26 protein-coding genes are annotated in these 26,726 nt (G+C 67.2%); 20 read left to right on the top strand and 6 right to left on the bottom strand.

All coding sequences use genetic code 11. The features are described 5' to 3' along the window. The first annotated feature begins 77 nt into the window (after positions 1–77). From AC3A6B_RS02015 to fba, 10 genes are read left to right on the top strand one after another with little or no spacing between them, the layout of a single operon-like run. A complete protein-coding gene (locus AC3A6B_RS02015; protein WP_487835239.1) occupies positions 78–1,535 on the top strand; it encodes a form I ribulose bisphosphate carboxylase large subunit in 1,458 nt (485 codons plus the stop codon). A gap of 24 nt (positions 1,536–1,559) precedes the next feature. After that, positions 1,560–1,979 carry a RuBisCO small subunit-like domain-containing protein gene (locus tag AC3A6B_RS02010; protein ID WP_487835070.1) on the top strand — a complete coding sequence of 140 codons (420 nt, stop codon included), beginning with the start codon at positions 1,560–1,562 and terminating at the stop codon, positions 1,977–1,979. Between the two features lie 26 nt (positions 1,980–2,005). After that, a complete protein-coding gene (cbbX, locus tag AC3A6B_RS02005) occupies positions 2,006–2,926 on the top strand; it encodes a CbbX protein (RefSeq protein ID WP_487835069.1) in 921 nt (306 codons plus the stop codon). After that, entirely contained in the window at positions 2,923–3,675 is a 753-nt protein-coding gene (locus AC3A6B_RS02000) for an HAD-IA family hydrolase (protein ID WP_487835068.1), read from the top strand. Before cbbX ends, AC3A6B_RS02000 begins: the two co-directional genes overlap by 4 nt. Position 3,676: 1 nt before the next feature. Next, positions 3,677–4,387: a ribulose-phosphate 3-epimerase gene (gene rpe, locus AC3A6B_RS01995; RefSeq protein ID WP_487835067.1), complete on the top strand. Its 711-nt coding sequence runs from the start codon at positions 3,677–3,679 to the stop codon at positions 4,385–4,387. Next, complete coding sequence (locus tag AC3A6B_RS01990; RefSeq protein WP_487835066.1) at positions 4,384–5,127, top strand: HAD-IA family hydrolase; 744 nt, start codon at positions 4,384–4,386, stop codon at positions 5,125–5,127. The genes rpe and AC3A6B_RS01990 overlap by 4 nt, the downstream gene beginning before the upstream one ends. Next, on the top strand, positions 5,100–6,173 hold the full coding sequence (locus AC3A6B_RS01985) for a class 1 fructose-bisphosphatase (protein ID WP_487835065.1): 1,074 nt from the start codon (positions 5,100–5,102) through the stop codon (positions 6,171–6,173). The genes AC3A6B_RS01990 and AC3A6B_RS01985 overlap by 28 nt, the downstream gene beginning before the upstream one ends. A 33-nt stretch (positions 6,174–6,206) precedes the next feature. After that, the gene (locus AC3A6B_RS01980) at positions 6,207–7,085 is read left to right on the top strand and encodes a phosphoribulokinase (protein WP_487835064.1); all 879 of its coding nucleotides are present in this window, start codon (positions 6,207–6,209) and stop codon (positions 7,083–7,085) included. A gap of 14 nt (positions 7,086–7,099) precedes the next feature. Next, positions 7,100–9,139, top strand: coding sequence for a transketolase (gene tkt / locus AC3A6B_RS01975; protein ID WP_487835063.1), 2,040 nt, complete (start codon positions 7,100–7,102; stop codon positions 9,137–9,139). A 56-nt stretch (positions 9,140–9,195) separates the two neighbouring features. Continuing rightward, positions 9,196–10,218: a class II fructose-bisphosphate aldolase gene (fba, locus tag AC3A6B_RS01970; protein WP_487835062.1), complete on the top strand. Its 1,023-nt coding sequence runs from the start codon at positions 9,196–9,198 to the stop codon at positions 10,216–10,218. A gap of 22 nt (positions 10,219–10,240) precedes the next feature. Here the strand turns inward: fba and AC3A6B_RS01965 are convergent, their stop codons facing one another. Further along, on the bottom strand, positions 10,241–10,876 hold the full coding sequence (locus AC3A6B_RS01965) for an FABP family protein (protein ID WP_487835061.1): 636 nt from the start codon (positions 10,874–10,876) through the stop codon (positions 10,241–10,243). A gap of 134 nt (positions 10,877–11,010) precedes the next feature. Continuing rightward, positions 11,011–12,162 carry a patatin-like phospholipase family protein gene (locus AC3A6B_RS01960; protein WP_487835060.1) on the bottom strand — a complete coding sequence of 384 codons (1,152 nt, stop codon included), beginning with the start codon at positions 12,160–12,162 and terminating at the stop codon, positions 11,011–11,013. A 96-nt stretch (positions 12,163–12,258) separates the two neighbouring features. On the opposite strand from AC3A6B_RS01960, the gene AC3A6B_RS01955 reads away from it, so the two are divergent. Next, on the top strand, positions 12,259–12,729 hold the full coding sequence (locus AC3A6B_RS01955) for a hypothetical protein (RefSeq protein ID WP_487835059.1): 471 nt from the start codon (positions 12,259–12,261) through the stop codon (positions 12,727–12,729). Positions 12,730–12,742: 13 nt separating this feature from the next. Here the strand turns inward: AC3A6B_RS01955 and AC3A6B_RS01950 are convergent, their stop codons facing one another. Then, positions 12,743–16,075, bottom strand: coding sequence for an ATP-binding protein (locus AC3A6B_RS01950; RefSeq protein WP_487835058.1), 3,333 nt, complete (start codon positions 16,073–16,075; stop codon positions 12,743–12,745). A 197-nt stretch (positions 16,076–16,272) separates the two neighbouring features. On the opposite strand from AC3A6B_RS01950, the gene AC3A6B_RS01945 reads away from it, so the two are divergent. The 9 genes from AC3A6B_RS01945 (at position 16,273) to AC3A6B_RS01905 (ending at position 23,572) form a co-directional block, all read left to right on the top strand. Next, on the top strand, positions 16,273–17,130 hold the full coding sequence (locus AC3A6B_RS01945) for an aldo/keto reductase (RefSeq protein WP_487835057.1): 858 nt from the start codon (positions 16,273–16,275) through the stop codon (positions 17,128–17,130). 178 nt (positions 17,131–17,308) lie between these two features. Beyond that, positions 17,309–19,582: a PAS domain S-box protein gene (locus AC3A6B_RS01940; RefSeq protein WP_487835056.1), complete on the top strand. Its 2,274-nt coding sequence runs from the start codon at positions 17,309–17,311 to the stop codon at positions 19,580–19,582. Next, positions 19,582–20,202 carry a response regulator transcription factor gene (locus tag AC3A6B_RS01935; protein WP_487835055.1) on the top strand — a complete coding sequence of 207 codons (621 nt, stop codon included), beginning with the start codon at positions 19,582–19,584 and terminating at the stop codon, positions 20,200–20,202. Before AC3A6B_RS01940 ends, AC3A6B_RS01935 begins: the two co-directional genes overlap by 1 nt. Before the next feature lie 130 nt (positions 20,203–20,332). Further along, positions 20,333–20,713, top strand: a complete 381-nt coding sequence (locus AC3A6B_RS01930; protein WP_487835054.1) for a response regulator transcription factor — start codon at positions 20,333–20,335, stop codon at positions 20,711–20,713. Between the two features lie 58 nt (positions 20,714–20,771). Next, positions 20,772–20,999 carry a hypothetical protein gene (locus AC3A6B_RS01925; protein WP_487835053.1) on the top strand — a complete coding sequence of 76 codons (228 nt, stop codon included), beginning with the start codon at positions 20,772–20,774 and terminating at the stop codon, positions 20,997–20,999. Positions 21,000–21,016: 17 nt separating this feature from the next. After that, the gene (locus AC3A6B_RS01920; RefSeq protein ID WP_487835052.1) at positions 21,017–21,634 is read left to right on the top strand and encodes a hypothetical protein; all 618 of its coding nucleotides are present in this window, start codon (positions 21,017–21,019) and stop codon (positions 21,632–21,634) included. Positions 21,635–21,641: 7 nt separating this feature from the next. After that, entirely contained in the window at positions 21,642–22,277 is a 636-nt protein-coding gene (locus AC3A6B_RS01915; RefSeq protein WP_487835051.1) for an enoyl-CoA hydratase-related protein, read from the top strand. Between the two features lie 288 nt (positions 22,278–22,565). Then, a complete protein-coding gene (locus AC3A6B_RS01910) occupies positions 22,566–23,027 on the top strand; it encodes an N-acetyltransferase family protein (RefSeq protein ID WP_487835050.1) in 462 nt (153 codons plus the stop codon). Between the two features lie 23 nt (positions 23,028–23,050). Further along, positions 23,051–23,572: an N-acetyltransferase family protein gene (locus AC3A6B_RS01905; RefSeq protein WP_487835238.1), complete on the top strand. Its 522-nt coding sequence runs from the start codon at positions 23,051–23,053 to the stop codon at positions 23,570–23,572. Here the strand turns inward: AC3A6B_RS01905 and AC3A6B_RS01900 are convergent. Genes AC3A6B_RS01900 through AC3A6B_RS01890 form a run of 3 tightly spaced genes read right to left on the bottom strand, consistent with a single transcriptional unit; the run spans position 23,569 to position 26,578 of the window. Then, positions 23,569–24,318, bottom strand: coding sequence for a GntR family transcriptional regulator (locus AC3A6B_RS01900; RefSeq protein ID WP_487835049.1), 750 nt, complete (start codon positions 24,316–24,318; stop codon positions 23,569–23,571). The two genes, AC3A6B_RS01905 and AC3A6B_RS01900, sit on opposite strands and share 4 nt — an antisense overlap. A gap of 28 nt (positions 24,319–24,346) precedes the next feature. Next, entirely contained in the window at positions 24,347–25,111 is a 765-nt protein-coding gene (locus AC3A6B_RS01895) for an aspartate/glutamate racemase family protein (RefSeq protein WP_487835048.1), read from the bottom strand. A gap of 6 nt (positions 25,112–25,117) precedes the next feature. Further along, complete coding sequence (locus AC3A6B_RS01890; RefSeq protein WP_487835237.1) at positions 25,118–26,578, bottom strand: NCS1 family nucleobase:cation symporter-1; 1,461 nt, start codon at positions 26,576–26,578, stop codon at positions 25,118–25,120. Between the last annotated feature and the right edge of the window lie 148 nt (positions 26,579–26,726).

Here is a 26,726-nt window from a genome sequence, read left to right as displayed (position 1 = left end):
AATCGTTGGAGCGGCCTACATTCTCCTCACCGACCACACGAATCCATTCATCTCGAGAGGCGAACCCCATGGGCAACATGAACGAAGCGATGCAGATCACCGATGCGAAGAAGCGCTATTCGGCCGGTGTGCTGAAGTACGCGCAGATGGGCTACTGGGACGGCGACTACCAGCCGAAGGACACCGACATCCTGGCGCTGTTCCGCATCACGCCGCAGGAAGGCGTGGACGCCATCGAGGCCGCGGCGGCGGTGGCCGGCGAATCGTCCACCGCGACCTGGACCGTGGTATGGACCGACCGGCTCACCGCCTGCGACATGTACCGCGCCAAGGCCTACAAGGTCGAGCCGGTGCCGAACAATCCGGGCCAGTACTTCTGCTACGTGGCCTACGACCTGTCGCTGTTCGAGGAAGGCTCGATCACCAACGTGACGGCCTCGATCATCGGCAACGTCTTCAGCTTCAAGCCGCTGAAGGCCGCGCGGCTGGAGGACATGAAGTTTCCGGTGGCCTACGTCAAGACCTTCGCCGGGCCGCCGACCGGCATCGTGGTTGAGCGCGAGCGGCTCGACAAGTTCGGACGTCCGCTCTTGGGCGCGACCACCAAGCCGAAGCTGGGCCTGTCCGGACGCAACTACGGGCGGGTGGTGTACGAGGGCCTGCGCGGCGGCCTGGACTTCATGAAGGACGACGAGAACATCAACTCGCAGCCCTTCATGCACTGGCGCGACCGCTTCCTGTTCGTGATGGACGCGGTGAACAAGGCGAGCGCAGCCACCGGCGAGGTCAAGGGCAGCTACCTGAACGTCACCGCCGGCACGATGGAAGAGATGTACCGCCGCGCGCAGTTCGCCAAGGAGCTCGGCTCGGTGATCGTGATGGTGGACCTGGTGATCGGCTACACGGCCATCCAGTCGATGAGCAACTGGTGCCGCCAGAACGACATGATCCTGCACCTGCACCGCGCCGGCCACGGCACCTACACGCGGCAGAAGAACCACGGCGTGAGCTTTCGCGTGATCGCCAAGTGGATGCGCATGGCGGGCGTGGACCACATCCACGCGGGCACCGCGGTCGGCAAGCTCGAGGGCGACCCGATGACGGTGCAGGGCTACTACAACGTCTGCCGCGATACGCACACCAAGGTGGACCTGCCGCGCGGCATCTACTTCGACCAGGACTGGGGCGCGCTGCGCAAGGTGATGCCGGTCGCTTCGGGCGGCATCCACGCCGGCCAGATGCACCAGCTGCTGGACCTGTTCGGCGACGACGTGGTCCTGCAGTTCGGCGGCGGCACCATCGGGCACCCGCAAGGCATCCAGGCCGGGGCCACGGCCAACCGCGTGGCGCTGGAAGCCATGGTGCTGGCGCGCAACGAGGGCCGCGACATCGCCAACGAGGGGCCCCAGATCCTGCGCGACGCGGCCAAGTGGTGCACGCCGCTGGCGGCGGCGCTCGACACCTGGGGCGAGATCTCTTTCAACTACGCATCCACCGACACGTCCGACTATGTGCCGACGCCGTCGGTTGCCTGAACCGGTCCACGAGGAGAGACAGACATGCGAATCACGCAAGGCACCTTTTCATTCCTGCCCGACCTGAGCGACGAGCAGATCCGCCGCCAGGTCGAGTATTGCCTCGACAAGGGCTGGGCGATCGGCATCGAATACACCGACGACCCGCATCCGCGCAACACCTTCTGGGAGATGTTCGGCAACCCGATGTTCGACATCCAGGACCCGGCCGGCGTCATGCTCGAGCTCGCGGCCTGCCGCAAGACCTTCGGGCAGCAGTACATCCGCGTCACCGCCTTCGACTCGACCCACGGCACTGAGTCGGTGGTGATGTCCTTCATCGTCAACCGGCCGGCCAACGAGCCGGGCTTCCGCCTGTTCCGCACCGAGGAGCCGGGCCGCACCATCCGCTACAGCATCGAGAGCTACGCCGTGCAGGCGCGGCCCGAAGGCGCGCGGTACTGAGGCCGGGCCCGACGCGAGGCACCCGCATGGATACCGCCCAGGCCACCGACACCGCCACCGCGCCGAGGCAGCTCTTCGAGTCCTCGGGCGTGAAGGCCCTGCTCGACCAGCTCGATGCCGAGCTGATCGGCCTGGCGCCGGTCAAGGGCCGAATCCGCGACATCGCCGCGCTGCTCCTGATCGACAAGCTGCGCCAGGCGCAGGGGCTGCAATCGCAGCCGCCTTCGCTGCACATGTCCTTCACCGGCAATCCCGGCACCGGCAAGACCACGGTGGCGATGCGCATGGCCGAGGTGCTCAAGCAGCTGGGCTACGTTCGCAAGGGCCACCTGGTGGCGGTGACGCGCGACGACCTGGTCGGCCAGTTCATCGGCCACACGGCGCCCAAGACCCGGGAAGTGATCAAGAAGGCGATGGGCGGCGTGCTGTTCATCGACGAGGCCTACTACCTGTACCGGCCGGAGAACGAACGCGACTACGGACAAGAATCGATCGAGATCCTGCTGCAGGTGATGGAGAACCAGCGCGACGACCTGGTGGTGATTCTTGCGGGCTACAAGGACCGCATGGAGACCTTCTTCGGCAGCAATCCGGGCATGGCCTCGCGCATCGCGCATCACATCGATTTCCCGGACTACAGCGAGGCCGAGCTGATGCAGATCGCGCAGCTGATGCTCGAGCGGCTGAACTACAGCTTCGACGACGGCGCGGCATCCACCTTCGCGCGCTATGTGAGCCTGCGCCGGCGGCAGCCGCATTTCGCCAACGCGCGATCGGTGCGCAATGCGCTGGACCGCATCCGGCTGCGCCACGCCACGCGGCTGTTCGCGAGCGACGAAGCCCTCTCGCGCGAACAGCTCTGCACGCTGCAGGCGCAGGACATCCTGGCGAGCCGCGTGTTCGATCCGCGGCCGGACGCCGCCCCTGCCGAAGGAGCGCGTGCATGAGCATCGAAGCCCTTGTGTTCGACGTCGACGGCACCCTGGCCGACACCGAGGAGGTGCATCGCCGCGCCTTCAACCTGGCCTTCGAAGAGCTCGGTCTGGACTGGCGCTGGGAGTGCTCCGAATACCGGGCCCTGCTCGCGGTGACGGGCGGCAAGGAGCGGCTGACGGCCTACATCGACGGCCTGGCCTTGAGCGCCTCCGAGAAGAAGCGCCTGCACGAGCGGGTGCCGGCGCTCCACGCCGCGAAGACGCGGCACTACACCGAGATCGCGCGGCAGGGCGGCATCGAACTGCGCCCCGGCGTGGCGCGCCTGCTCGACGAGGCGCTCGGCGCCGGCCTGCGCCTGGCGATCGCCAGCACCACGACGGCCGTCAATATCGACGCCTTGCTGCTGGCGACGCTGGGCCCGGGCGGCTTGTCGATGTTCGACGTGATCGCCTGCGGCGACCAGGTGCGCGCGAAGAAGCCGGCGCCCGACATCTACCGACTCGCGCTCGACACCATGGGCGTGGCGCCCGAGCGGGCGATCGCCTTCGAGGACTCGGCCAACGGCGTGCGCTCGGCCGTCGCGGCCGGCCTGTGGACGCTGGTCACGCCCACCTTCTGGACCGAAGGCGGCGACTTCAGCGGCGCCGGGCTGGTCGTGCCCAGTCTCGCGGACGCGTCGCTCGGCGTCGAGGAACTCACGCGCAGGGCCACCTCGGTGCCGCCGCCGAATGCGGTTCAAGCGCTCTACCGGGGGGCATGAGATGCAGCAGAACGAAATCTCCGCGCGGCCCGGCTCCGCCTCGACCATGCGGATCGCGCCCAGCCTGTTGTCGGCGGACTTCGCGCGCCTGGGCGAGGAGGTGAGGGCGGTCATCGAAGCCGGCGCCGATTTGATCCATTTCGACGTGATGGACAACCACTATGTCCCGAATCTGACAGTCGGTCCGCTGGTGTGCCAGGCCATCAAGCCCTACGCCACGGTGCCGATCGACGTGCACCTGATGGTCAAGCCGGTCGATGCGCTGATCCCGATGTTCGCCGACGCCGGCGCCTCGATCATCTCCTTCCACCCCGAGGCCAGCGAGCACGTGGACCGCACTATCCGCCTGATCAAGGCCAGCGGCTGCAAGGCCGGCCTGGTGCTCAACCCGGCGACGCCGCTGCAGGTGCTCGACCATGTGCTGGACCAGCTCGATCTGGTGCTGCTGATGTCGGTCAACCCCGGCTTCGGCGGGCAGAGCTTCATCGAGAGCGTGCTGCCGAAGATCGAGGCGGCGCGCCGCCGCATCGATGCGAGCAGGCGCGACATCTGGCTCGAGGTCGATGGCGGCGTGAAGGCCGACAACGCGCAGCGCATCGGCGCCGCCGGCGCCGACACGCTGGTGGCGGGCTCGGCGGTGTTTGCCGGCGGACGCTATGGCGAGTCCATCGACGCCATCCGCACGCGGGCGCTGGCGGGGTGCGCCGCATGAAGGATCTGCGCGCCATCGACGCCATCGCCTTCGACCTCGACGGCACGCTGGTTGACAGCGCGCCGGACATCCGGCATGCCTTGAACGCCGCGCTCGACGAGGCGGGGCTCGCGGGCTTCGGCCTGGACACCGTGCGCGCATGGATCGGCGACGGGCCCGACGTGCTGATCGCGCACGCCCTGTGCTTGCACGGCGTGGACGCCGACGACGCATCGCGTGCCCGGCTGCGCAAGGCCTTCGATGCGCACACGCTGGCGGCGCCTCTGCGATCGGGCAGCGTCTTCCACGGCATCGCCGAACTGGTCGCCGGCCTGGCCCGGATGCTGCCGATGGTGGTGGTCACCAACAAGCCGACGCCCCTGGCACGCGCCGTGCTGGATGCAGCCGGACTGCTGCCCTTTCTGACCGGCGTGCACGGCGCCGACACAGCCTGCCAGCGCAAGCCGGCACCCGAGCTGCTGCTGTCCGCGGCGCGTCGGCTCGGCGTGGCGCCTGCTCGCCTGCTGATGGTCGGCGACGCGGCGCCCGACATGCTCGCCGCCCAGGCCGCCGGATGCCCGGCCGCGCTGGTGTCTTGGGGCTACGGCGGGAGCGCGAGCGCGGATGTGTTGCCGCGGCCGTGGCGCCTCGCGACGCCGCAGCAACTGCTGCTGACGGCACGCGAGTCGCGCGCCGCGCCCGGTGAAGAAACACGAACTACCAGGAGATCGACATGCCAATCGCAGGCAAGGCCACGCTGACCCAGTACATCATCGAGGAACGCCGCCGGCATCCGGGCGCGACGGGCGCTCTCAATGCCGTCATCACCGACGTTTCGCTCGCCTGCAAGGCGATCTCGCGCAAGGTGGCGCTGGGAGCCCTCGGGGACATGCTCGGCAGCGCCAGCAGCCGGAACGTGCAGGGCGAGGAGCAGAAGACGCTCGACGTGCTGAGCAACGACATGTTCCTGCGCGCCAACGAGTGGGGCGGCCACGTGGCAGGCATGGTGTCCGAGGAGATGGAGGCACCCTTCGTGCCGCCGCCGCAGCATCCGCGCGGCAAGTACCTGCTGCTGTTCGACCCGCTGGACGGCTCGTCGAACATCGACGTCAACGTGGCGGTGGGCAGCATCTTCTCGATCCTGCGCGCGCCGACGCCCGAGCGCGACGCGAAGCCGGAGGACTTTCTGCAGCCCGGCGTGCAGCAGGTCGGCGCCGGCTATGCGATCTACGGCCCCTCGACGATGCTGGTGCTGACGCTGGGCAACGGCACGCATGCCTTCACGCTCGATCCGCAACTGGGCGAATGGGTGCTGAGCCATCCGAACCTGCGCATCCCCGCGCGCACCAGCGAGTTCGCGATCAATGCGTCGAACAGCCGTTTCTGGGAGCCGGCGGTGAAGCGCTATGTCGACGAATGCCTGGCCGGCCGGGAAGGCCCGCGCGGCATCGACTTCAACATGCGGTGGATCGCTTCGCTGGTGGCCGAGACGCATCGCATTCTGATGCGCGGCGGCGTGTTCATGTACCCGCGCGACAGCAAGGAGGCGGGCCGGGCGGGGCGCTTGCGCCTGCTCTATGAGGCCAATCCGATCTCCTTTCTGATCGAGCAGGCCGGCGGCATGGCGAGCACCGGCCGCCGGCGCCTGATGACGGTCGAGCCCGAGTCAATCCACCAGCGCATCGGCCTGGTCTTCGGCTCGTCCGACGAGGTCGCGCGCGTGGAGGCGTACCACGCCGAGGCGCCGCAGGACACCTACCAGGCGCCGCTGTTCGGCAAGCGCGGCCTGTTCGCGACCGCGGCCTGAACCAGGCACGAATCCTTCATTCCCGAGGCCACCATGTCAGCCAAGCATCCCATCGTCGCCATCACCGGCTCCTCCGGCGCCGGCACCACGTCGGTCACCCGAACTTTCGAGAACATCTTCCGCCGCGAGAGCGTCCAGGCAGCGATCGTCGAGGGCGACAGCTTCCACCGCTACGACCGCAACGCCATGAAAGCGGCGATGGCCGAGGAAGAGGCCACCGGCAACCGGAACTTCAGCCATTTCGGCGAGGATGCCAACCTGTTCGCCGACCTCGAAGCGCTGTTTCGCGACTACGGCGAAGCGGGCGTCGGCCGCAGCCGGAAGTATCTGCATGACGCGCAGGAGGCGGCGCCCTACGAGCAGGAGCCCGGCACCTTCACGCCGTGGGAAACGCTGCCGGCGAGCGAGCTGCTGTTCTACGAAGGCCTGCATGGCGGCGTGACCACCGACAAGGTCGACATCGCGCGCCATGTTGACCTGCTGATCGGCGTGGTGCCCGTGATCAACCTCGAATGGATCCAGAAGCTGCACCGCGACAAGAGCACCCGCGGCTATTCCACCGAGGCCGTGACCGACGTGATCCTGCGCCGCATGCACGAGTACGTGCACTACATCTGCCCGCAGTTCACGCGCACCCACATCAATTTCCAGCGCGTGCCGGTGGTCGACACCTCCGATCCGTTCATCGCGCGCACCATCCCGAGCCCGGACGAGAGCCTGGTGGTGATCCGCTTCGCCAACCCGACGGGCTTCGACTTTCCCTATCTGCTGAGCATGCTGCACGACTCCTTCATGTCGCGTGCCAACACCCTGGTGGTGCCGGGCGGAAAGATGGAGCTGGCCATGCAGCTGATCTTCACGCCGATGATCCTGCGCCTCATGGAGCGGCGCAAGAAAGCCTATGCCATCTAGGACGGAACTTCGTCATGACCACTGAAAACCTTGTCTTGCGCACGCAGTGCGCCAACGCGATCCGCGCGCTGGCCATGGACGCCGTGCAGGCCGCCAACTCGGGCCATCCGGGCATGCCGATGGGCATGGCCGACATCGCCGAGGCCCTGTGGCGGCATCGGCTACGGCACGATCCGGCCCACCCGCGGTGGATCGACCGCGACCGCTTCGTCGTCTCCAACGGGCACGGCTCGATGCTGCTGTATGCGCTGCTGCACCTGAGCGGCTACGCGCTGCCGATGGAGGAGCTGCGGCGCTTTCGCCAGCTGCATTCGCGCACGCCGGGGCATCCCGAGGTCGGCGTCACGCCCGGGGTCGAGACCACCACGGGACCATTGGGGCAGGGCATCGGCAACGCGGTCGGCATGGCGCTGGCGGAGAAGCTGCTGGCCGAGGAGTTCAACCGGCCCGGCCACGCGGTGATCGACCATCGCACCTACGTGTTCCTCGGTGACGGCTGCCTGATGGAAGGCATCAGCCACGAGGCCTGCTCGCTGGCGGGCACCTGGCGGCTGAACAAGCTGGTGGCCTTCTACGACGACAACGGCATTTCCATCGACGGCGAAGTCAGCGGCTGGTTCGGCGACGACACGCCGGGCCGCTTCGAAGCCTACGGCTGGACGGTGCTGCGCGATGTCGACGGCCACGACGCAGCGGCCCTCGACGCGGCGATCGACAAGGCGGCGGCCGCGGATCGGCCGGTGCTGGTGTGCTGCCAGACGCGCATCGGCCAGGGCTCGCCGAATCGGGCGGGTACGGCAAAGGCGCACGGCGAGGCGCTCGGGGAGGCCGAGATCGCGCTCACGCGGCAGGCGCTGGGCTGGTGCGCGCCGCCCTTCGAGCTGCCGCCCCGCGTCGCGCAGGCCTGGTCGGCGCGCGAGTCGGGCGCTGCGCTGCACGCGGCGTGGCAGGCGCGCTTCGAGGCCTATGCGCAGGACCATCCGGCGCTCGCGCGCGAGCTGCTGCGCCGCCATCGCGCCGACGCGCCGCTCACTGCGCAGGTCGAAGCCGCGCTGGCTTCTGCGGCAGCCGCTGCGCAGCAACGGCAGGCGGCCGTGGCCACGCGCAAGGCCTCGCAGCAGGTGCTCGACGAGCTCGGGCCCGCGATGCCGGAACTGATCGGCGGCTCGGCCGACCTCACGGGCTCGAACCTGACCGACTGGAAGGGGCACCGCGCGCTCAAGGGCGCGGGCACGGGCAACCACGTGCACTACGGCGTGCGCGAGTTCGGCATGGCGGCGATCATGAACGGGCTGGCGCTGCACGGCGGCTTGCGGCCCTTCGGCGGCACCTTCCTGGCCTTCTCCGACTACGCGCGCAACGGCGTGCGCATGTCGGCGCTGATGAAGCTGCCGGTCATCTACGTCTTCACGCACGACTCGATCGGGCTCGGCGAGGACGGCCCGACGCACCAGCCGGTGGAGCATGCCTCGAGCCTGCGCCTGATTCCGAATGTGGATGTCTGGCGTCCTGCGGACGCCACCGAGACGGCCGTGGCGTGGCGGCAGGCGCTGCGCCGCACGGACGGGCCGAGCTGCCTGCTGCTGACGCGCCAGGCGCTGCCGCACGCCGGCGGCGGCGGGGAGCGCATCGAATCGATCGCACGGGGGGCGTACGTGCTGCAGCGTCCGGAAGGGGAGCGCATCGCGTTGCTGGCGAGCGGATCGGAGCTCGCAGTGGCTCTGGGCGCTGCGGCCTTGCTGGCGGAGGAGGGCATTGCGGCCCGCGTGGTATCGGTGCCGTGCATGGATGTGTTCGAGCGCCAGCATGCGGACTGGCGCCACGCGGTCATTCCGCGCCACCTGCCGCGGCTGGCCGTGGAGGCCGGCAGCACCGGCCTGTGGTGGAAGTACGTCGGCGAGCACGGCGACGTGATCGGGCTCGACCGCTTCGGCGAGTCGGCGCCGGCCGGCGAGCTGTTCAAGCTGTTCGGAATCACCGCCGAGGCGGTGGCCGAGCGCGCCCGGCGCCTGCTGGCGAGCGTCTCGCATGCCGGCGTGAAGGAGACCGCGTGAAGCTCGACATCCCGCGCTGAAGCTTCATTCCTCTTCCACTTCCACAGGAGCCTGCCATGGCCATGATTTCACTGCGCCAACTGCTGGACCACGCTGCTGAGCATCAGTACGGGGTTCCAGCCTTCAATGTCAACAACCTGGAGCAGATCCAGGCGATCATGCAGGCGGCCAGGAAGACCGACAGCCCGGTCATCCTGCAAGCCTCGGCCGGTGCGCGCAAATATGCAGGCGAGCCATTTCTGCGCAAGATGGTCGAAGCGGCCGTGGAGATGTACCCCGAGATCCCGTTCGTGATGCACCAGGACCACGGCGCCAGTCCTTCGATGTGCATGCAGGCCATCCGCTCGGGCTTCACGAGCGTGATGATGGACGGCTCGCTGATGGAGGACGCCAAGACCCCGGCCAGCTACGACTACAACGTCGGCGTGACGCGCCGGGTGGTGGAAATGGCGCATGCGGTCGGCGTCTCGGTCGAGGGCGAACTGGGTTGCCTCGGATCGCTGGAATCAGGCATGGCCGGCGAGGAAGACGGCAGCGGCGCCGATGGCGTGCTCTCGCACGAGCAGCTGCTGACCGACCCGCAGCAGGCAGCCGACTTCGTGGCCAGGACCGGCGTCGATGCCCTCGCGATCGCCATCGGCACCTCGCACGGCGCCTACAAGTTCAGCCGCAAGCCGACCGGCGACATCCTCGCGATCGACCGCATCAAGGACATCCATGCGCGCATTCCGCAGACGCACCTGGTGATGCACGGCTCCTCTTCGGTGCCGCAGGAATGGCTGGCGGTCATTCGCGAATTCGGCGGCGAGATCAAGGAGACTTACGGGGTGCCGGTGGAGGAAATCCAGGAGGGCATCCGCCACGGCGTGCGCAAGATCAACATCGACACCGACATCCGGCTGGCCATGACCGGCGCCATGCGGCGCGCGATGGGCCGCGATCGCAGCGAGTTCGATCCGCGGAAATTCCTGAAGGACGCCACCGCCGCCGCACGCGATCTCTGCGTCGATCGCTTCCAGGCCTTCGGCAGCGCCGGCATGGCGGCCAGGATCAAGCCAGCGGCACTGGCGAAGCGCTGACGTGACCTGACTGCCTCGACGCTCAATCCTGCATTGCCAACGGATTGGGAGCCGGCTCGCCGATCTTCGTGAGCGTGTTGCGGTCGGTGTGATGAAAAGGCTCGGCCTGTCCCAGGATCTGCATCACCGTGTCCTGGTTGTACGACCAGGTCCCGTCTGCCTGGAAAACGACCTCGATGCGCCATTCCAGCGTGGTGAAGGCGTGCTCGAGGAAGGGGTTGGAGACGATGCCGTTCACCAGGCTGCCGCGCGTGGCCGTGAGCTCGAAGCGGTCCGCGTCCGGGTCGGCCCGGCCGCTCGCCATCGCGATCTGGCCGCGCGGAATGGCAAGCGTGTGCATCACGTTCCCGGTTGCGGGTTCCCAAAGCCAGTAGCCGACCTGGTCGTGGTACATCTTGGTCAGGCCCGGCTTGTGGATGAAGGTGTGGTAGCGCAGGCCGTAGAGCACCTGCGGGCCGTTGGTCTGGGGATCGATGGGCTGCAGCTCGTAGTGCTCGACGTAGACCTGTGTCTTCGGCCCCTGCGCCTTGGGCTTGACGTCCACGCCTTTCTCGCCGCGCCACAGGCCGGCCATCCTGCGCAGGGGGCCGAGGTTGGCCAGGGTGGTTCCGTCCAGGCTGGCCGGCTCGGTGTAGATGTCTTCGGGGAACTTGGGCATGGGGCGTCGATGGGGATGGGTTGCGGGCGCCTCGGCGACCGCAAGCGGCGGCCTGGCTCGCGCCGATTGTGCCTCCCGGGACGCCGGCTCCTCTCTTGATCCGGCAAGCCGCGCCGCGGCCGCAAGCGGCAAGATCAGTCGACGGTATGGCGTTCGAGTTGCTTGTCGAACGCCAACAATGCCTCGACTGCTGCGCGGCCTTCGGCATAGCCCCGCATCAGGTTGGAGTGATTCCAATCGAACGTGACCTCCGACTCCGCGGCAAGCGGTATCTCCACGACGCGCGGGCGCATGCGCGTCTGGTTGAGCAGGTGTTGACGGAATAGCTTGATGTCATTCTCCCCAACCTCCGCGGCGAACTGCATCGGCAGGTTGGCCAGGGCTCCGGCAAGACTGCGAGGTGATTTGACCTGGCTATCATCGACGATGCGGTTGATCCAGACCTCGTCCAGGTCCGGATGATCGCGCAGAAGGTTCTTGAAGTTGACGGTGTCGACCAGCGCGCCCTCGGTGTACTCATCCCCGTCGATCAAGACGCTCTCTTCGATGTAGGGAAGCGCGGAGCATGCGCAGAGCGACTTGGACGATATCTCCAGGTACTTCTCCTTCTCGTCGAGCGATGTCTTGCGGTGGTTGTGAAAGATCTGCATCGCGCCGGGTTGTCCCTCGCCGGGCAGTCGCCAGGCGTTGTGATAGATCTCCGGCATGTCCTCTTCGTAGAGTCGTCTTCCCTGGAAGACCTCCTCCAGGATCTTGCTGTCCTTGTAGTAGATCTTGGACAAGCCGTTGATCTCGGATTTGAAGATCAGCGAGGTCAGGTACCGCGTCGCCGGATTGACCGCCAGGACGTCGTTCAAGAGCCAGGTGTTGAGCTCCTGGCTCGTGACGCGGCCCGGATTGGCGAAGAGCGCGATCGACTTGAAAAAGCTCGCGCAGATGTCCGCCGGCAGTACCAGGCTCGACCAATTGCGCCCGGGCGAAGCAGCAAACGTTGCCCACGCCTGCCAAAGCGCCTGGAAGTCGGTTGCGAACCCTCGATTGATGGGGAACCACTCATACGATTGATCGCCCCTGAAGCAATGCGTATCGAAGAACTTCAGGGTCTCCTGCGCGCGCTTCCCCGGCGAGCGGGTGTTGTAGACGATCCCGACCCAGGCCCCGATGCACGACAGGGCGAACACGTCGAACTCGATGCGGGCTTCTTCCAGCGCCGCGAGTGCGCCGATATGGAGACCCGCGGCCGGCCCACCTCCGGCCAGCGCAATGGCGCGCTTTTTCTTTTTCATGGACTCTCCTCATCTCTTGGTGGGAGCCGCCACGTGCAGGACTGTTGGCAGCCTCACGTTTCGGACTTATTGTGCGGCACGCGCGAGGAGTTCGGAATGTCATGCATAGATGAATGGAACCCGGTCCTCCCTCATGTGAAGGATGAAGCATCGAGGCCGCCGCCTGCTGCCCGCGGTGCGCCGAACCTCGTTGGAACCATCTATGACGGGCTGATGGCGATGAGGCCGCAACCGCCGGCGGCGGTTCATTTCTATCTCGGCGAAGGCTTGCGTTGGATTCGCGTAGGCTTGAACGGCGACAGGGCCATCGAGCCATCGGCTGTCGAGCATGTCGGCCGGATCATCGAATCCTGCGCCGCGCCTGCGGGGCCGCTGTTCTTCCATGCGCTGAGACCGCACGACATGCTGTTCTTCCTGGAGGGCGGGGATGCGGAATCGATCGGCATGCCCCCCGGTTATTTCGGCGCGCCGCTCGATGAAGTGCTGCACGCCTGGAGCAACGGGCCATCGGTTGCCTCTCGAAAGACGCGGGCTGCGGCACGGCGAACGAAGCCTCGTTCGAAATAGGCCGCGCCACCGATCACAGCATGGCCCAAGCTCCGTACTCGCAACGCGCCAGTGACAGGCGGTGCCGGCGCGCCTGTTCCACGGCCGCGTGAGCTGCCTGCCGGGCGCGCTCGGCATGGCCGGACAGGTGCAGCGCATGCGACCATACCAATGTGGAGAAGGCCTGTTCGGCGCGCGCGCCGCCGCGCTCGAACAGGCGGACCGCGTTGTCGAACAGGACCTGCGCCTGCAGCGGGTCTCCCCCCGTCCTCACGCTGCTGAGCGCCTTGACGCGCCAGGCAATGGATTCGGCAAAGTAGCCGCCGACCGCCTGGGCCACTTCGATCGCCTGGTTTGCTGCCGCAACGGCGCGTACGTGGTCGCCGCGGAAGCAGGCCATCTCCGCCTCGATCGCCGGTATGTAGTCGAGCAAGGACCAGTGACCGTCCGCGACCTTGGCGAGCAGGACGCGCGCCTCGCCAAGCGATGCGGCTGCCTCGTCGAGCTTGCTCGCCCGGCACAGGCACAGCGACAGAAAGACGAGGCCGTGCCATCCGAGATACGGCACCGAATGGAGCTGGCTCAGCGTCACGCATCGCCTTGCTTCGTCGACTGCCTCTTCAAGCCGCCGAACGGCCATCAACGCGTGGCTGCGCCAGATGTGGGCGCCGCCCAGGTAGACCGGCGATTGGACGTTCTCGGCCTCCTGGACCGACATGTCACCGAAGCGCAGGCCCTCGTCACCAGCACCCATCTGGCAGGTGGCGTAGCCGATCCATCCCAGGCCGGAGATGTAGTCGATGGAGCTGCCCGCCGCCTTGTAGCGGCCGACGTTGCTTTCGTTGATGAACTCCAGCGTCTCGTTGAACAAGCCCTGGCAACACAGATTCATGCTCAAGGCCGATGCCGGTTTCATCTCGATCTGCGGCGACCCTTTCTCGCGCCCGAGCTGCCTGATCTCGGTGAAGATCCGCCGCGCCTCGGAGTAGCGGCTCGAGTAGAGATGTGCGCGACCTTCCTGGAACAGGATGGCCGACATCGTCGCGGCGTCGCACGTGACTCCTTCGACTTGCGAGAGGCTCTTGGCGAGTGCACCCAGCTCCATCAGTCTCTTGGGAAGGATGGCGAAGCGACCCACCTCCATCATGCCCAGGATGATGTCGATGTGTCTCCTGATGCGATGCGGTGTCTGCGGAAGACCGGCAACAACCTTCTCCGCGCGCGAGAAATGAGACAAGGCCTCCGCGATGGCAACCATCCGGGTCGACGCCAGTCCTGCCGCGTACAGGTAGTCGACCTCCTTGTCGGGCAGATTCGCTTCCTGGCAGTGGTGCGCCATCAGCCCGGGCTCGTGGCTTGCCATCTCGGGATGATGGGTCTCGATCGTGTGCAGGATGCGCGCGTGCAGTGCCTGGCGGTCGCTTCTCAGCTGGCCCTCGTAGGCCGCCTGCTGTATCAGCGCGTGCTTGAAGACGTACTCATCCGCGGGCGGCGCGCCCCGGCGAAACAGCAACTGGGCTTCGACCAGGCGGTCCAGGGCGGCTGCCAGCCGAGCCGGCGACTGCCCGGTGACCCGAAGGAGCAGGGAGAAGCTGAATTCGCGCCCGAGCGCGCTCGCCACCCGTGCCACATCCTTCGCGCCATTCAATCGATCGAGCCGCGCCATCAGGCTGTCGCGCAGCGTGGAGGGGATGTCCAGCGATGGCAGCGGGCCGTCCATGGCAAGCGAGCGGCTGTCATCGTGCAGCAGGCCCGATTCGAGTACCGAGGCGGTCAGCTCTTCGATGAACAGCGGGATGCCGTCCGTCTTGGCAAGGATCAGGCTGACCACGGCCGGCGGCAGGCTCTTCCCATGACAGACGTTGTGGATCAGCTTCTCCGCATCGTTGTCTTTCAGCGGCTCCAGATGAATTTCGGTCACGGCTGCGGCGTCGCGCCAGTTGCGCTTCTCCGGCGGGCGAGTGGTGATCAATGCCATGAAGGGCCGGTCCCGCATGCGCAGGAACAGCGATCGCAGGAAGTCCTCGGTGGCGCCGTCCATCCAGTGCGCGTCCTCCAGCATGAAGAGCACGGCGGCGGATTCGCAATGGCGTTCGAAATGCCGCAACAGCACCTCGCGCGTCAGGTTGCGCTTTCGGTCGGGCGGCATCGGCGGCAACGCCTCGGCACCGGACACAGGCACGCCCAGGACGTCGGCAATCAGCGCCAGTTCCAGGGGCGTCGCCCCGCCGCCCAGCCAGGCGGCGATGTGCCCACGGTCTTCCGATCCGTTGCTCGCGCCGATGCCGGCTTCCCGCCGGATCCAGGCGATCAGCGGATGCAGGGGCGTGGTCGTCTGGTTCGGCGAGCATTGAAGGAGCACGCTGAGTCCCGATGACCGTGCGAGACGCTCGGACGCTGTACGCAGCAGGCGCGACTTGCCGATGCCGGCCTCCCCGGTCACCGTGACGATGCGGCATTGGCCCAGCCGCGCAAGCTTCCAGCTCTCCAGCACCGTGTCCAATTCGGCATCGCGGCCGACGCACTCGAAGATCTCCGTCCGGTACGCATCGAAGCGCACGCTCGAAGGGGACTCCCCGAGCACTCTCCACAGGTGCACTGGCTTTTCGAGTCCCTGCAGGTGATGCAAGCCCATATCGGCATAGATGAACAAGCCGCCCGCCAGCCGCCGGGTGTCGTCCGCCACGACGACGCTGCCGGCCGTTGCCACCTCCTGGATGCGAGAGGCGAGATTCGGCGCGAGTCCGGTTGCGGCGTGGCGCTCGGCAAAACCGCTTCCCACCATGTCGCTGATGACGGACATGCCCGTGGCAAGTCCGATGCGTACGTTGACGTGGCTCGTGCCGCTGAGCCGCGCGCTGCCCAAGGCCTCGAGGATCTTCAGGCTGGCCCGGGTGGCACATTCGGCCGCATCCTCCCGCGCCGACGGATAGCCGAAATAGGCCAGGATGCCGTCGCCGACCAGCCGTGCAATGAAGCCACCCGCGTCCTCGATGATGTTGCAGCAGGAAGAGTAGTAGGCGTGGATGAGGCTTTGCAGATCATCAAGATCCAGCCGCTCGGACATTTCGGTCGAGCCCACCAGATCGCAGAACATGACCGTGATCTGGCGACGTTCACCCGGCTCGAGCTTCTCGGGGCTCGCGTTCCATGCGCGTCGACGCGTCTTCTTGCCCCCTGCATGGCTCACGGCGTCCAGCAGGATGCGGCGGTGACCCAGAGAGAGGCCCAGTTCCTTGAGATCCGCGTCCGACAGGTAGCGCAGGACCTCGAGGGTGACGTCGTTGTCCTCGAAGGCCTGGGCATGCATGGCCAAGCCGAGCGAATTCAGCAGTTGAGCGAGATTGTTGTCCTCAGGCATCACCATCAGACTTCCCCGGGCACGCGCGCAGGCCCGATCGTCAGTGCCGCCAGCGCTATTTAGGATTGCCCGGAAATGTAGCTCATTCGTACTAATGCGTCGATGAAAAGAAGCAGGCGCCGGCCGGCGATGCGCGGCCGGCTTGCGCCGGTACTGCCCCTGCGGCATGCTCGCCCGCTACGAGCTTTTCCCTTGAGACACGCATGAGGTCCCTGCAACTTCCCACCGGCGGCCGGATGCCCGTGCTTGGCCTCGGCACCTGGCGCATGGGCGAGACGCCCGGCCGCCGTACCGCGGAGGTGGCCGCGGTCCGCTCGGCCATCGAGATGGGCTATCGGCTCATCGACACGGCCGAGATGTACGGCGAGGGCGGCGCCGAGGAGATCGTCGGCCAGGCCGTGGCCGAGGCGCTGCGCGCCGGCGACGTGAGGCGCGAGGAGCTCTTCATCGTCAGCAAGGTCTATCCGCACAACGCCAGCCGCCAGGGAACGCCGGCCGCCTGCGCGCGCAGCCTGGCGCGGCTGGGGCTGGAGCAGATCGACCTCTATCTGCTGCATTGGCGCGGCGAATACGCGTTGGCAGAAACCTGCGAGGCGATGCGTGCGCTGGCCGCCGGCGGGCGCATCCGGCATTGGGGCGTTAGCAACTTCGACACCGGCGACATGGAAGAACTGGCCGCCGTGTGCGGCGAGGCGCTGGACTGCGCGGCGAACCAGGTCTATTACTCGATGGGCGAGCGGGGGGCCGAGTTCGGCCTCTTGCCCTGGCAGCGCGCCCGCGGCATGCCGCTGATGGCCTACAGCCCGATCGACCAGGGCGCGCTGGCTGCCGACGCCGCGCTGGCGAAGATGGCCGGGCGGCTCGGCGTGACGGCGGCGCAGCTTGCGCTGGCCCGGGTCATCGCACAGCCAGGCGTCGTCGCCATTCCGAAGGCGGTGCGCGAGGCGCATCTGCGCGACAACCTCGCCGCCGCCGACCTGCAACTGAGCACCGAAGATCTCGCGGAGATCGACCGACTGCATCCGCCGCCGCGGCGCAAGAAGCCGCTGGCAATGATCTGAGCCTGGCCGATACGGTTTGCGTTTGCGGCTGTATGGCGGAAAACCCGAGCCCTGCATGCCTTCTTCGCAGCCGCGAGGACGTTCAGAATAGCGTTCTATCCAGGTAGGAGTTGGTCCTGCCACCGGCGCTGCGCGACATGCTGCGGCTCACATGCCGCGACGCCTATCGGAGTCGCTCGTGACGAAACGTAAATACGACGAAACGCTGTCGCCCCCCGCGTGGCAGCCTTTCGAGCGGCAGGCCGAGGCCTCGCTGCGCGAGCATGCCGACCTGCTGAATCTCACGCACGACGCCATGTTCGTGCGTGACATGGAATCCGCGATCAAGTACTGGAACCGAGGCGCCGAGGAGATGTATGGATGGACGGCGGAAGAAGCGCTCGGCCAGTCTGCGCGCGAGCTGCTGAAGACCGTCTCTTCCGTGCCGCTCGAGCAGATCGAGGCGCAGGTGCTCCGCACCGGACGCTGGGAGGGCGAGCTGGTGCATCACAGGCGAGACGGGACACCGGTGGTCGTGGCGAGCCGCCTGGCATTGCAGCGCGACGCGCAGGGCGAGCCGGTCGCGATCCTCGCGACCAACACCGACATCACGGAGCGCAGGCAGGCCGAGGAGGCTCGGCAGGACATCGAGGAGCAATGGAGAGCCGCCTTCGAAGCGAATCCCACGATGTACTTCATCATCGATGCGGCCGGCGCGATCCTGTCGGTGAACCCCGTCGGTGCGGAGCAGCTGGGTTGGCGCGTGGGCCAGCTGATCGGCCAGCCGGTGCTGGACGTGTTCCACGAAGCCGATCGGGCGTTCGTGCAGGGAAACGCCGACCAGGCCTTCCAGCACCCGGGTCGGGTGATGCGCTGGAAGGCACGCAAGATCCGCAAGGACGGCACCGTGCTGTGGGTGCGGGAGTCGGCGAATGCGGTCGTGCTGAGAGGCGGTCCGGTGCTGCTCGTGGCCTGCGAGGACATCACCGAGCGCGAGCGCGCCGAGGAGGCGCTGCGCGAAAGTGAGGAGCGCTTTCGCACGCTCGTGAAGTTCTCCTTCGACGTGTACTGGGAGACCGACGCCCAGCACCGCTTCACGCGGCAGGAGTACTCCGAACGGTTCGACCGCGCGCCGGCGCCGGGCTCGGAGATAGGCAAGACGCGATGGGAAGTGCCCTATCTGGAGCCGGACGAAGAGGCTTGGCGCCGGCACCGTGCCGCGCTCGATGCCCATGTTCCGTTCCGCGACTTCGAGCTCGCGCGGGCGACCTCCGACGGCGGCATACGCCATGTGTCGGTCTCCGGGCTGCCGATGTTCGACGAAGCGGGGCGCTTCACAGGCTACCGCGGCGTCGGGCGGGACATCACCGAACGCAAGCGGGCCGAGTACCTGACGCGCCAGGTGTTCGAGAGCGCCTCGGATGGCGTGGCCGTGGTCGGCCGGGACTACCGCTATCAAAGGGTCAACGCGGTCTACGAGCGCAATTGGGGGACGCCGGCCGAGGAGATCGTCGGCATGCATGTCGCCGATCTCCTGGGCGCCGACGTCTTCGAGCGCGCCGTGAAGCCGTGTCTCGACCGCTGTCTCGCCGGAGAGCGGTTCACGTTCGCGGAATGGTTCACGACCAGGCTGGGCCGCTTCTACCTGTCGGCGTCCTACTCGCCGCTGCGGCTCGATTCGGAGCGCCTGGAGGCGGCGCTCGTGATCACGCGCGATCTCACCGACCACGTCCTCGCGTCGGAAGCACTGCGCGAGGCGCAGGCGGCGCTTGCGCGAGTGAACCGCGTGACCACGCTCGGCGTGCTCGCGGCCTCGATCGCGCACGAGGTCAACCAGCCGCTCGGGGCCATGGTCGCGAGCGCGGGGTCCTGCGCGCGCTGGCTCGCGGCCCAGCCGCCCGAGCTCGAAAAGGCGCAGCGCTCGCTCGGACGCATTGCCAGGGACGGCAAGCGCGCGAGCGAAGTCATCGACCGCATCCGCGCCCTGGTCATGCGCCAGCCGCCGCGCCGGGACCGCGTCGACGTCAACCAGACCATCCTCGACGTGATTGCGCTCACGCGCGACCAGATGCGCCGCAACGACATCGCGCTCGAGAAGACGCTTGCCGACGGCCTGCCGCCCGTATGGGGTGACAAGGTGCAGCTCCAGCAGGTGATCCTCAACCTGATCGTCAACGCCATCGAGGCGATGAGCGTCCCCGGCCATCGCCCGCGGCAGCTCGTCATTGGCGCGAGTCAGGCGGAGGGCGGCGTGTGCATCGAGGTGCGCGACTCGGGCCCCGGCGTCGCCACCGAGATCGCGGACAAGCTCTTCGAGCCCTTCCACACCTCCAAGGCGCAGGGCATCGGCATGGGGCTTTCGATCAGCCGGTCGATCATCGAGGCCCATGGCGGCCAGCTTTGGACCGCACCGAACCTGCCCCACGGCGCCGTGTTCCGGTTCTCGCTGCCGGCCGGGGAACGGGAGCCGTAGTGGCAACCGAACGGCCCGTCGTCTTCGTGGTCGACGACGACCTGGCCATGCGCGAGGCGCTTCAGGACCTCCTCGCCTCGGTCGGCATGGACGTGCGCCTTTTCGCCTCGACGCAGGACTTCATGCAGGCGCAGCGCCCGGACGCGCCCGGCTGCCTGGTGCTCGACGTGCGGCTGCCCGGCGCAAGCGGATTGAGCTTCCAGCAAGAACTCCCGCGGGCGGGCGTCGATCTGCCGGTGATCTTCATCACCGGGCACGGCGATATTCCGATGACGGTGCGCGCCATGAAGGCCGGCGCAGTCGAGTTCCTGAGCAAGCCCTTCCGCGACCAGGAGCTTCTGGATGCGATCGATGCCGCGGTCGAACGGCACCGCGCGCAGCGCCGCGAGACGGCGCTGGTCGCGGAGCTCCGGCAACGCTTCGCCTCCCTAACCCAGCGCGAACGCGAAGTCATGGCGCTGGTGAGCGCCGGGCGCGTGAACAAGCAGATCGCGGCCGAGCTGGGCATCAGCGAGGCCACCGTCAAGGTCCACCGCGGGCAGATCATGCGCAAGATGCAGGCGAAGTCCCTGGCGCAGTTGGTGCGCATCGCGGACATGCTCGGCCTCTCCAAGACCTAGGACGCCTAGAGGGCCTGTTGACAGGCCCTATACCAAAGTCGTAGAGCGCGTGACGCACGTGCAATGGTCTTGTGCGCGCAATCGGCCTAGTCTTGCATCAACGCTCAAGAACACCAGCAAGGAAATCCAAGTGCGCAACAACCCCACCGTAGCGATCGTGGACGACGATGAATCGGTTCGAGACACCACGAAGGACCTGCTCGACTCCGCCGGCTTGTCCTCGGCCACCTTCGATTCGGCCGAGAGCTTCCTGCAATCGAAGGGCACGTGCGCCATCCGATGCCTCATCGCCGACATGCGCATGCCGGGAATGACCGGGCTCGAGCTGCACGGCCGCCTGGCCGCCGCCGGCACCCCGATCCCTACGGTCCTCATCACCGCCTACCCCGACGAACGGGAGCGCGCGCGCGCCTTGAAGACGGGCGTGATCTGCTTTCTCGCCAAGCCCTTCAGTGCGGAAGACCTTCTCGCCTGCATCCAGACCGCCCTGCGCGGACGCAGTCCCGCGTAAGGCGCACGACCATGCTTCCCGGAGCTGCTTCATTGAAATGAACCACGAGGACACCGCCATGCACGCCGCCCGCAACTCATCCGCTGCACAGTCCGCCTTCGAGCTGCGCTTTCCTTCGCTCAGCGGCACGGGCCGTGCCCTGTCGTTTCCCTGCGATGCCAGCGGCTCGGTGCAAATGGACAGCTTGAGCGAGCGCGCGCTGAACAACTACCTTCTTGCGCGGGCGCTGACGGGCCGCGACTACGGGTGGCCCAGCGTGCAGGCCTCGTGCCAGGTGCAAGCCTGAAGCGAGGGTGCAAGGCCATGAGCCATCGATCTGCCGAAATCCCGGGCAGCGAGCTGCCGTTCCAGGATCCGACTGCCTACGCGCCGCTCGACGGCGAAGAAGCCGCGGCAGAGGCCGATAGCGCAGTGAAGGTCATCATCGGCGTAGCCTCGCCGGCGCTTCTGAGCGGCCTCGAATCGCTGGTGAGCGGCGCCGCGGGCCTCGCTTTCGGGCGCTCGGCGAGCACACTGGACCAGCTGCTCGTCTGCTGCATGGAGGCCGAGGACTGCATCGCTCTGGTGGATCCGACCCTCGGTCCGCAGGGGCTGCGTGCATTCATGCAATTGCTCCGCATGGTCGCTGTCAGGGTGCGCGTCGTGCTCATCAGCGACATGCATTCGCCGCACATGGTGCGGGAGGCGATCCGGTGGGGCGCCAGCGGATTCGTCGAGAAGACGGCCCCGCCCGCCGAGATCCGCGCTGCGCTGGTCGCGGCCGCCCGCTCGCAACGCTACCTATCGCCGCGGATCGCGGCGGACCTGGCCGATTCCTTCGTGCTGCAGGGCCTGACCCCACGCGAGATGGATGGGCTCGCCCTCCTCACGCGCGGGGACTGCAACAAGCTCATCAGCTCATTGCACCCGAATTGGCGCTGAGGGCCATATGCAATCGCTGCAAGACCTCCTCTATGACAAGAGGGCGGGGATCGCCTACGTCACGATCAACCGCCCGCAGGCGATGAACGCGCTGAGCCACGCGGCGCTCGGCGAGCTGAGATCGGTGATGGAGGACGCGCGCGACGACCCCCTCGTCCAGGGCGTGATCGTGACCGGCGCGGGCGACAAGGCCTTCGTCACCGGGGCCGACATCACCGCGGGCGCGTCGATTTCCGACAGCGACGCGCACGCGTTCACGCGCAGCGGCCGGCTTGCGTTCGATCTGGTCGAGCAGCTCGGCAAGCCGGTCATCGCGGCGGTGAATGGCTTCGCGTCGGGCGAAGGGTGCGAACTGGCGATGGCTTGCACCTTGCGCCTTGCAACGGCGCATGCGAGATTCGGCCGGCCGGAGACGAAGCCCGGTTTCGTGTGCGGCTTCGGTGGGACGCAGCGCCTCCTGCGTCTCGTCGGCAAGGGCCGTGCGCTGCAGCTCATTCTCACGGCGGACACGATCGACGCGACGGAAGCGCTTCGCAACGGCCTCGTCGACGAGATCGTCGATGCGGACCAGCTCATCTCCCGTGCGGAAACGATCCTCTGTCGAATGGGGCTGAACGCGGCGGGAAAAGGGGAAGCAGCGTAGAGCCGTGACGCGTCGCTTCCGGCAACGAATGCCCGTTTGGGAGGCATCGCGCGGGAACGCGCGCCGGGCCACGCGATGGAAAGTTGCTCGCGGGCTTGTCCACAACCTTATCCACCTCCCCGGGGGATAAATTGCCCTCTGCCGACGGAGTCGCGAGGGGCGCAAGACCTTCGACTTGGCCACATGCCGGGCCCGCAAATAAGTCACGGCCGGCCCTGCCGCCGCGAGGCGCGGTCCGTGTAGGCTCGCATGCCAACCAAGACAATCGCATCCGAGGAGCACCCCGCCATGACGCAGCCCCTTCATGTCCGACCGGTCATGCAAGACGACCACGCCGCCTGGCGGCCTCTCTGGGACGGCTACAACGCCTTCTACGGCCGCCAGGGCGCGACTGCGCTGGCCGAGCAGGTGACGCAGACGACCTGGCAGCGCTTTCTCGATCCGGGCGAGCCGATGTTCGCCCTGGTCGCCGAGGACGAGGGGCAGCTCGTCGGGCTGGCCCATTGCGTCTTCCATCGCAGCATGACCCGTGTCGAGCCGGTGTGCTATCTCTCCGACCTGTTCACGCTCGAGTCCCGGCGCGGGCGCGGCATCGGGCGCCTGCTGATCGAGGCGGTCTACGAGGAGGCGAAATCCGCCGGTGCCTCGCGGGTCTACTGGCAGACGCACGAATCGAATGCCGCCGGCAGGCTGCTCTACGACAAGCTCGCGCAGCACCTGGGGTTCATCGTCTATACGAAGGAGTTGTGATCGCCATGCGCGAAAAGAAGCCGATGCAGTTCATCGCCTGCACGCACGACGCCCATGCCGATGCGATCCTGGAGATCTTCAACGACGCCATCGTCAATTCGACGGCCCTCTACGACTACAAGCCCCGCACGCTGGAGAGCATGGCCGGCTGGTTCAAGACCAAGGAGGCGGGCGGGTTCCCCGTGATCGGCGCCATCGGAGAGGGTGGGGAGCTGCTCGGCTTCGCCAGCTACGGCACCTTCCGCGCCTGGCCCGCATACAAGTACTCGGTCGAGCACTCGGTCTACGTCCACAAGAACCACCGCGGAAAAGGCCTGGGCCTGCTGCTCATGCAGGAGCTGATCGCGGCCGCCAGGGCGCAGCAGATTCACGTCATGGTCGGCGCCATCGACCTGGCCAACAAGGGCAGCATCGCGCTGCACCAGCGGCTCGGCTTCGAGCATGCCGGCACCATCAGGCAGGCCGGATTCAAGTTCGGCCGCTGGCTCGACGTGGACTTCTGGCAGCTGGTGCTCGAGACGCCGGCGAATCCGGTCGACGGTTAGGCCAGCAGCGCCTTCACCAGATCGAGCTGCCGGTCCGGCGCGCCGGTTGCGAGCTGCAGGTTGGCCTCGATGCGCGACAGGTGGTCCGTCATGCAGGCCACCGCGGCCTCCACGTTGCCGCTCTTGCACACGCGCAGGAAGTCCGCGTGCTCGTCGGAAGAGCAGTGCGGATCGTTGGAGGAGTGGTAGAGCATCGCGATCAGCGAGCTGCGCGCGACCAGTTCGCGCACCAGCTCGGCCAGTGTGCCGTTGCCCGCGGCCTCGGCCAGCGCGACGTGGAAATCGCCCAAGAGCTTTTCGCGCACGGTGCCGGTGGTGGTCGAGCGCAGCGCGGTGCGCTCGAACTGGATGTGCTGCTCCAAGGCGCGATAGTCCGCAGGCCGGGCCTTGGCGATGAAGAGGCGCACCACCTCGCTTTCGAGAATGCGGCGCACGCCGAAGACCTCTCGCGCTTCCTGCACGCTGGGCTTGCAGACGAAAGCGCCCTTGTCGGGAATCATCTCGATCAGCTTGTCCTTCGACAGCGTCAACAGCGCCGCGCGGATCTTGGTGCGGCTGACGGCATAGACGCGGCCCAGCGCCTCTTCGCGCAGCCAGGTGCCGGGCGGCAGGCGCTTCTCGACGATGGCGGTGGCGATGTCCTGCGCGATGCTTTCGATGGTCGCACTCTTGTCGGGCGCGGCGGCGGCTTCGGGCGCGGCCGCCGGCAGGGTCATGGTGGCGGTTGCTTTGGTGGCGCGGGGCATGGCGCGATTGTGCCGCGCACGCAGCTCATCAGGCCGCGCGTTTGAGCGCCGGCGCCGAAGGCGGCAGCGTGAAGCCTTCCAGCAAGCCGTCAATCGGCTTCGGCAGCGGCTGCGCCAGCTCGCCTCGCTTGCTGGTGGCAAGCCGCAGGCTCACCAGCGATTCGATCAGCTGCGTGCCGGCCGCCACGCCGTCGACCACCGGCACGCCCAGCACCTGGCCGATGTGCGCGCACAGGTCGGCCATGCCGGCGCAGCCGAGCACGATGGTGTCGGAGCCGTCTTCGTCGAGCGCGCGCCGGCACTCGTCGACGATGCGCTCGCGCGCCTTCGAGCCCGGCGCCTCCAGCTCCAGCACCGGGATCTCGCAGGCCCGCACGTTGGCGCAGAAGCGCTTCATACCGTAGGCCTCGGCCAGGTGCCAGGCCTGGCCCGTGGTGCGGCCCAGCGTGGTCACCACGCTGAAGCGGCTGCCGACCAGGCTGGCCAGGTGCATGGCCGCCTGCGCGATGCCCACCACCGGCCCGCGCGCCAGTTCGCGCGCGGCTTGCAGGCCGGGGTCGCCGAAGCAGGCGATCACGTAGCCGTCGATGCCTTCGCGTTCGCCGGCGGCGATCTCCTGCAGGAGGCCGGGCACCGCCAGCGCCTCGTCGTAGTGGCTTTCGATCGAGGCCGGGCCCATCGCCGGGCTGACCGCGACGATCTCGGTGCCGGCCCGCGCGACGGAGCGCGCGCAGGCGCCGATCTTCTCGGTCATGCTCCAGGTGGTGTTGGGGTTGATGATCTTGATGCGCATGGAGGTTCAGGTCTTGCGGTTGAGGAGGGCGTAGATCACGAAGCCGAGGCCCATGCCGATGAACCAGGCGTAGTTGGCGGCGCCGCGCCAAGCCGGGATCAGCACGCAGAGGATCGGGATTAGCGCCGACGGGATCATGGTCCACACGGCCTTCAGGTTGTAGCCCTTGCTGTACCAGTAGCGGCCCTTGGGGCTCAGCGTGTAGAGGTCGTCCACCACCACCTGCTGCTTGCGCACCAGGTAGAAGTCGGCGATCAGGATGCCGAACAGCGGGCCGATGAAGGAGCCCAGGATGTCCAGCGTGTAGTGGATCACCTCGGGGTTGTTGTAGAGGTTCCAGGGCGTGAGGAAGATCGAGCCCACCGCGGCGATCATGCCGCCGGTGCGCCAGCTGATGTGCTGCGGCGCCACGTTCGAGAAGTCGAAGGCCGGCGAGACGAAGTTGGCGACGATGTTGATGCCGATGGTGGCGATCATGAAGGTCAGCGCGCCCAGCACGACGGCGGTGGTGCTGTCGATCTTGCCGACGGTGTGCACTGGGTCGGTGATCAGCTCGCCGAACACCGGCAGGGTCGCCGCCGTGGTGATCACGGTCAGGAGCGAGAAGAACACGAAGTTGACCGGCAGGCCCCAGAAGTTGCCTTTCTTCACCGCGTCGAAGCTCTTGCCGTAGCGCGAGAAGTCGCCGAAGTTGAGCATCGGGCCGCTGAAGTAGCTGACCACCAGCGCAATCGCCGAGAGCATCACCGGCAGCGCGTCCCAGCCCTGGAACTTGACGCCGCCGAGGTTGAGGTCGATGTTGCTCCAGCCGGCCTTCCACACCAGCCAGCCGCACAGGATGGTCATCACCACGTAGACGCCCGGGCCGGCCCAATCGATGAACTTGCGGATCGCTTCCATGCCGTGCCAGAACACGAAGGCCTGCAGCACCCACATCACCATGAAGGCCAGCCAGCCCAGCGTCGACAGGCCCGCGAAGCCGTGCAGCTTGACGTCGGCGTACGGCGCGAGGTTGGGGAACAGGTGCAGCGCCAGCACCATGAAGGCGGCCGAGGCCAGGTAGGTCTGGATGCCGTACCAGGCCACCGCGATCAGGCCGCGGATGATGGCCGGGATGTTGGCGCCGCGCACGCCGAAGGAGGCTCGGCAGATCACGGGGTAGGGCGTGCCGGTCAGCTGGCTCGGCTTGGCCACCAGGTTGCAGAAGAACTGCACGATGCAGATGCCCACCAAGAGCGCCACCAGAACCTGCCAGCTCGACAGGCCGAGCGCGAACAGGCTGCCCGCCGTGATGTAGCCGCCGACGCTGTGCACGTCGGACATCCAGAAGGCGAAGATGTTGTACTGGCCCCAGGTCTGCTTCTTGAGCGGCGCCAGGTCTTCGTTGGTGAGGGCGGGGTCGTAGCCCGGCTTGATGAGTGCGTTGGAGTCGGCATGCGGCGCAGGGCCGGCGATCGGCAGGTCGATGCTTCCTGGGCTGACGGCTGTGTTCACGGGTTGTCTCCTCGTGGGGATGGGGTGGTTGGGCGGATATCCGAACGGCGTGTCCGGTTCGTTGATTGCACCCTATATTTGTATACAAAAAATGGGTGCAATCAAGTGCGATCTGCGATCG

The sequence above is a fragment of the Variovorax sp. Soil_C_33 genome, assembly GCF_057656935.1.
Note: the sequence above shows the minus strand (reverse complement) of the source record. Positions and strands in the feature narration are given on the sequence as shown.

Coding starts and splice junctions, on each gene's coding strand:
- AC3A6B_RS02015 (WP_487835239.1), top strand. CDS start 78: ATGAACGAAGCGATGCAGATCACCGATGCGAAGAAGCGCTATTCGGCC.
- AC3A6B_RS02010 (WP_487835070.1), top strand. CDS start 1,560: ATGCGAATCACGCAAGGCACCTTTTCATTCCTGCCCGACCTGAGCGAC.
- cbbX (WP_487835069.1), top strand. CDS start 2,006: ATGGATACCGCCCAGGCCACCGACACCGCCACCGCGCCGAGGCAGCTC.
- AC3A6B_RS02000 (WP_487835068.1), top strand. CDS start 2,923: ATGAGCATCGAAGCCCTTGTGTTCGACGTCGACGGCACCCTGGCCGAC.
- rpe (WP_487835067.1), top strand. CDS start 3,677: ATGCAGCAGAACGAAATCTCCGCGCGGCCCGGCTCCGCCTCGACCATG.
- AC3A6B_RS01990 (WP_487835066.1), top strand. CDS start 4,384: ATGAAGGATCTGCGCGCCATCGACGCCATCGCCTTCGACCTCGACGGC.
- AC3A6B_RS01985 (WP_487835065.1), top strand. CDS start 5,100: ATGCCAATCGCAGGCAAGGCCACGCTGACCCAGTACATCATCGAGGAA.
- AC3A6B_RS01980 (WP_487835064.1), top strand. CDS start 6,207: ATGTCAGCCAAGCATCCCATCGTCGCCATCACCGGCTCCTCCGGCGCC.
- tkt (WP_487835063.1), top strand. CDS start 7,100: ATGACCACTGAAAACCTTGTCTTGCGCACGCAGTGCGCCAACGCGATC.
- fba (WP_487835062.1), top strand. CDS start 9,196: ATGGCCATGATTTCACTGCGCCAACTGCTGGACCACGCTGCTGAGCAT.
- AC3A6B_RS01965 (WP_487835061.1), bottom strand. CDS start 10,876: ATGCCCAAGTTCCCCGAAGACATCTACACCGAGCCGGCCAGCCTGGAC.
- AC3A6B_RS01960 (WP_487835060.1), bottom strand. CDS start 12,162: ATGAAAAAGAAAAAGCGCGCCATTGCGCTGGCCGGAGGTGGGCCGGCC.
- AC3A6B_RS01955 (WP_487835059.1), top strand. CDS start 12,259: ATGTCATGCATAGATGAATGGAACCCGGTCCTCCCTCATGTGAAGGAT.
- AC3A6B_RS01950 (WP_487835058.1), bottom strand. CDS start 16,075: ATGGTGATGCCTGAGGACAACAATCTCGCTCAACTGCTGAATTCGCTC.
- AC3A6B_RS01945 (WP_487835057.1), top strand. CDS start 16,273: ATGAGGTCCCTGCAACTTCCCACCGGCGGCCGGATGCCCGTGCTTGGC.
- AC3A6B_RS01925 (WP_487835053.1), top strand. CDS start 20,772: ATGCACGCCGCCCGCAACTCATCCGCTGCACAGTCCGCCTTCGAGCTG.
- AC3A6B_RS01920 (WP_487835052.1), top strand. CDS start 21,017: ATGAGCCATCGATCTGCCGAAATCCCGGGCAGCGAGCTGCCGTTCCAG.
- AC3A6B_RS01915 (WP_487835051.1), top strand. CDS start 21,642: ATGCAATCGCTGCAAGACCTCCTCTATGACAAGAGGGCGGGGATCGCC.
- AC3A6B_RS01910 (WP_487835050.1), top strand. CDS start 22,566: ATGACGCAGCCCCTTCATGTCCGACCGGTCATGCAAGACGACCACGCC.
- AC3A6B_RS01905 (WP_487835238.1), top strand. CDS start 23,051: ATGCAGTTCATCGCCTGCACGCACGACGCCCATGCCGATGCGATCCTG.
- AC3A6B_RS01900 (WP_487835049.1), bottom strand. CDS start 24,318: ATGCCCCGCGCCACCAAAGCAACCGCCACCATGACCCTGCCGGCGGCC.
- AC3A6B_RS01895 (WP_487835048.1), bottom strand. CDS start 25,111: ATGCGCATCAAGATCATCAACCCCAACACCACCTGGAGCATGACCGAG.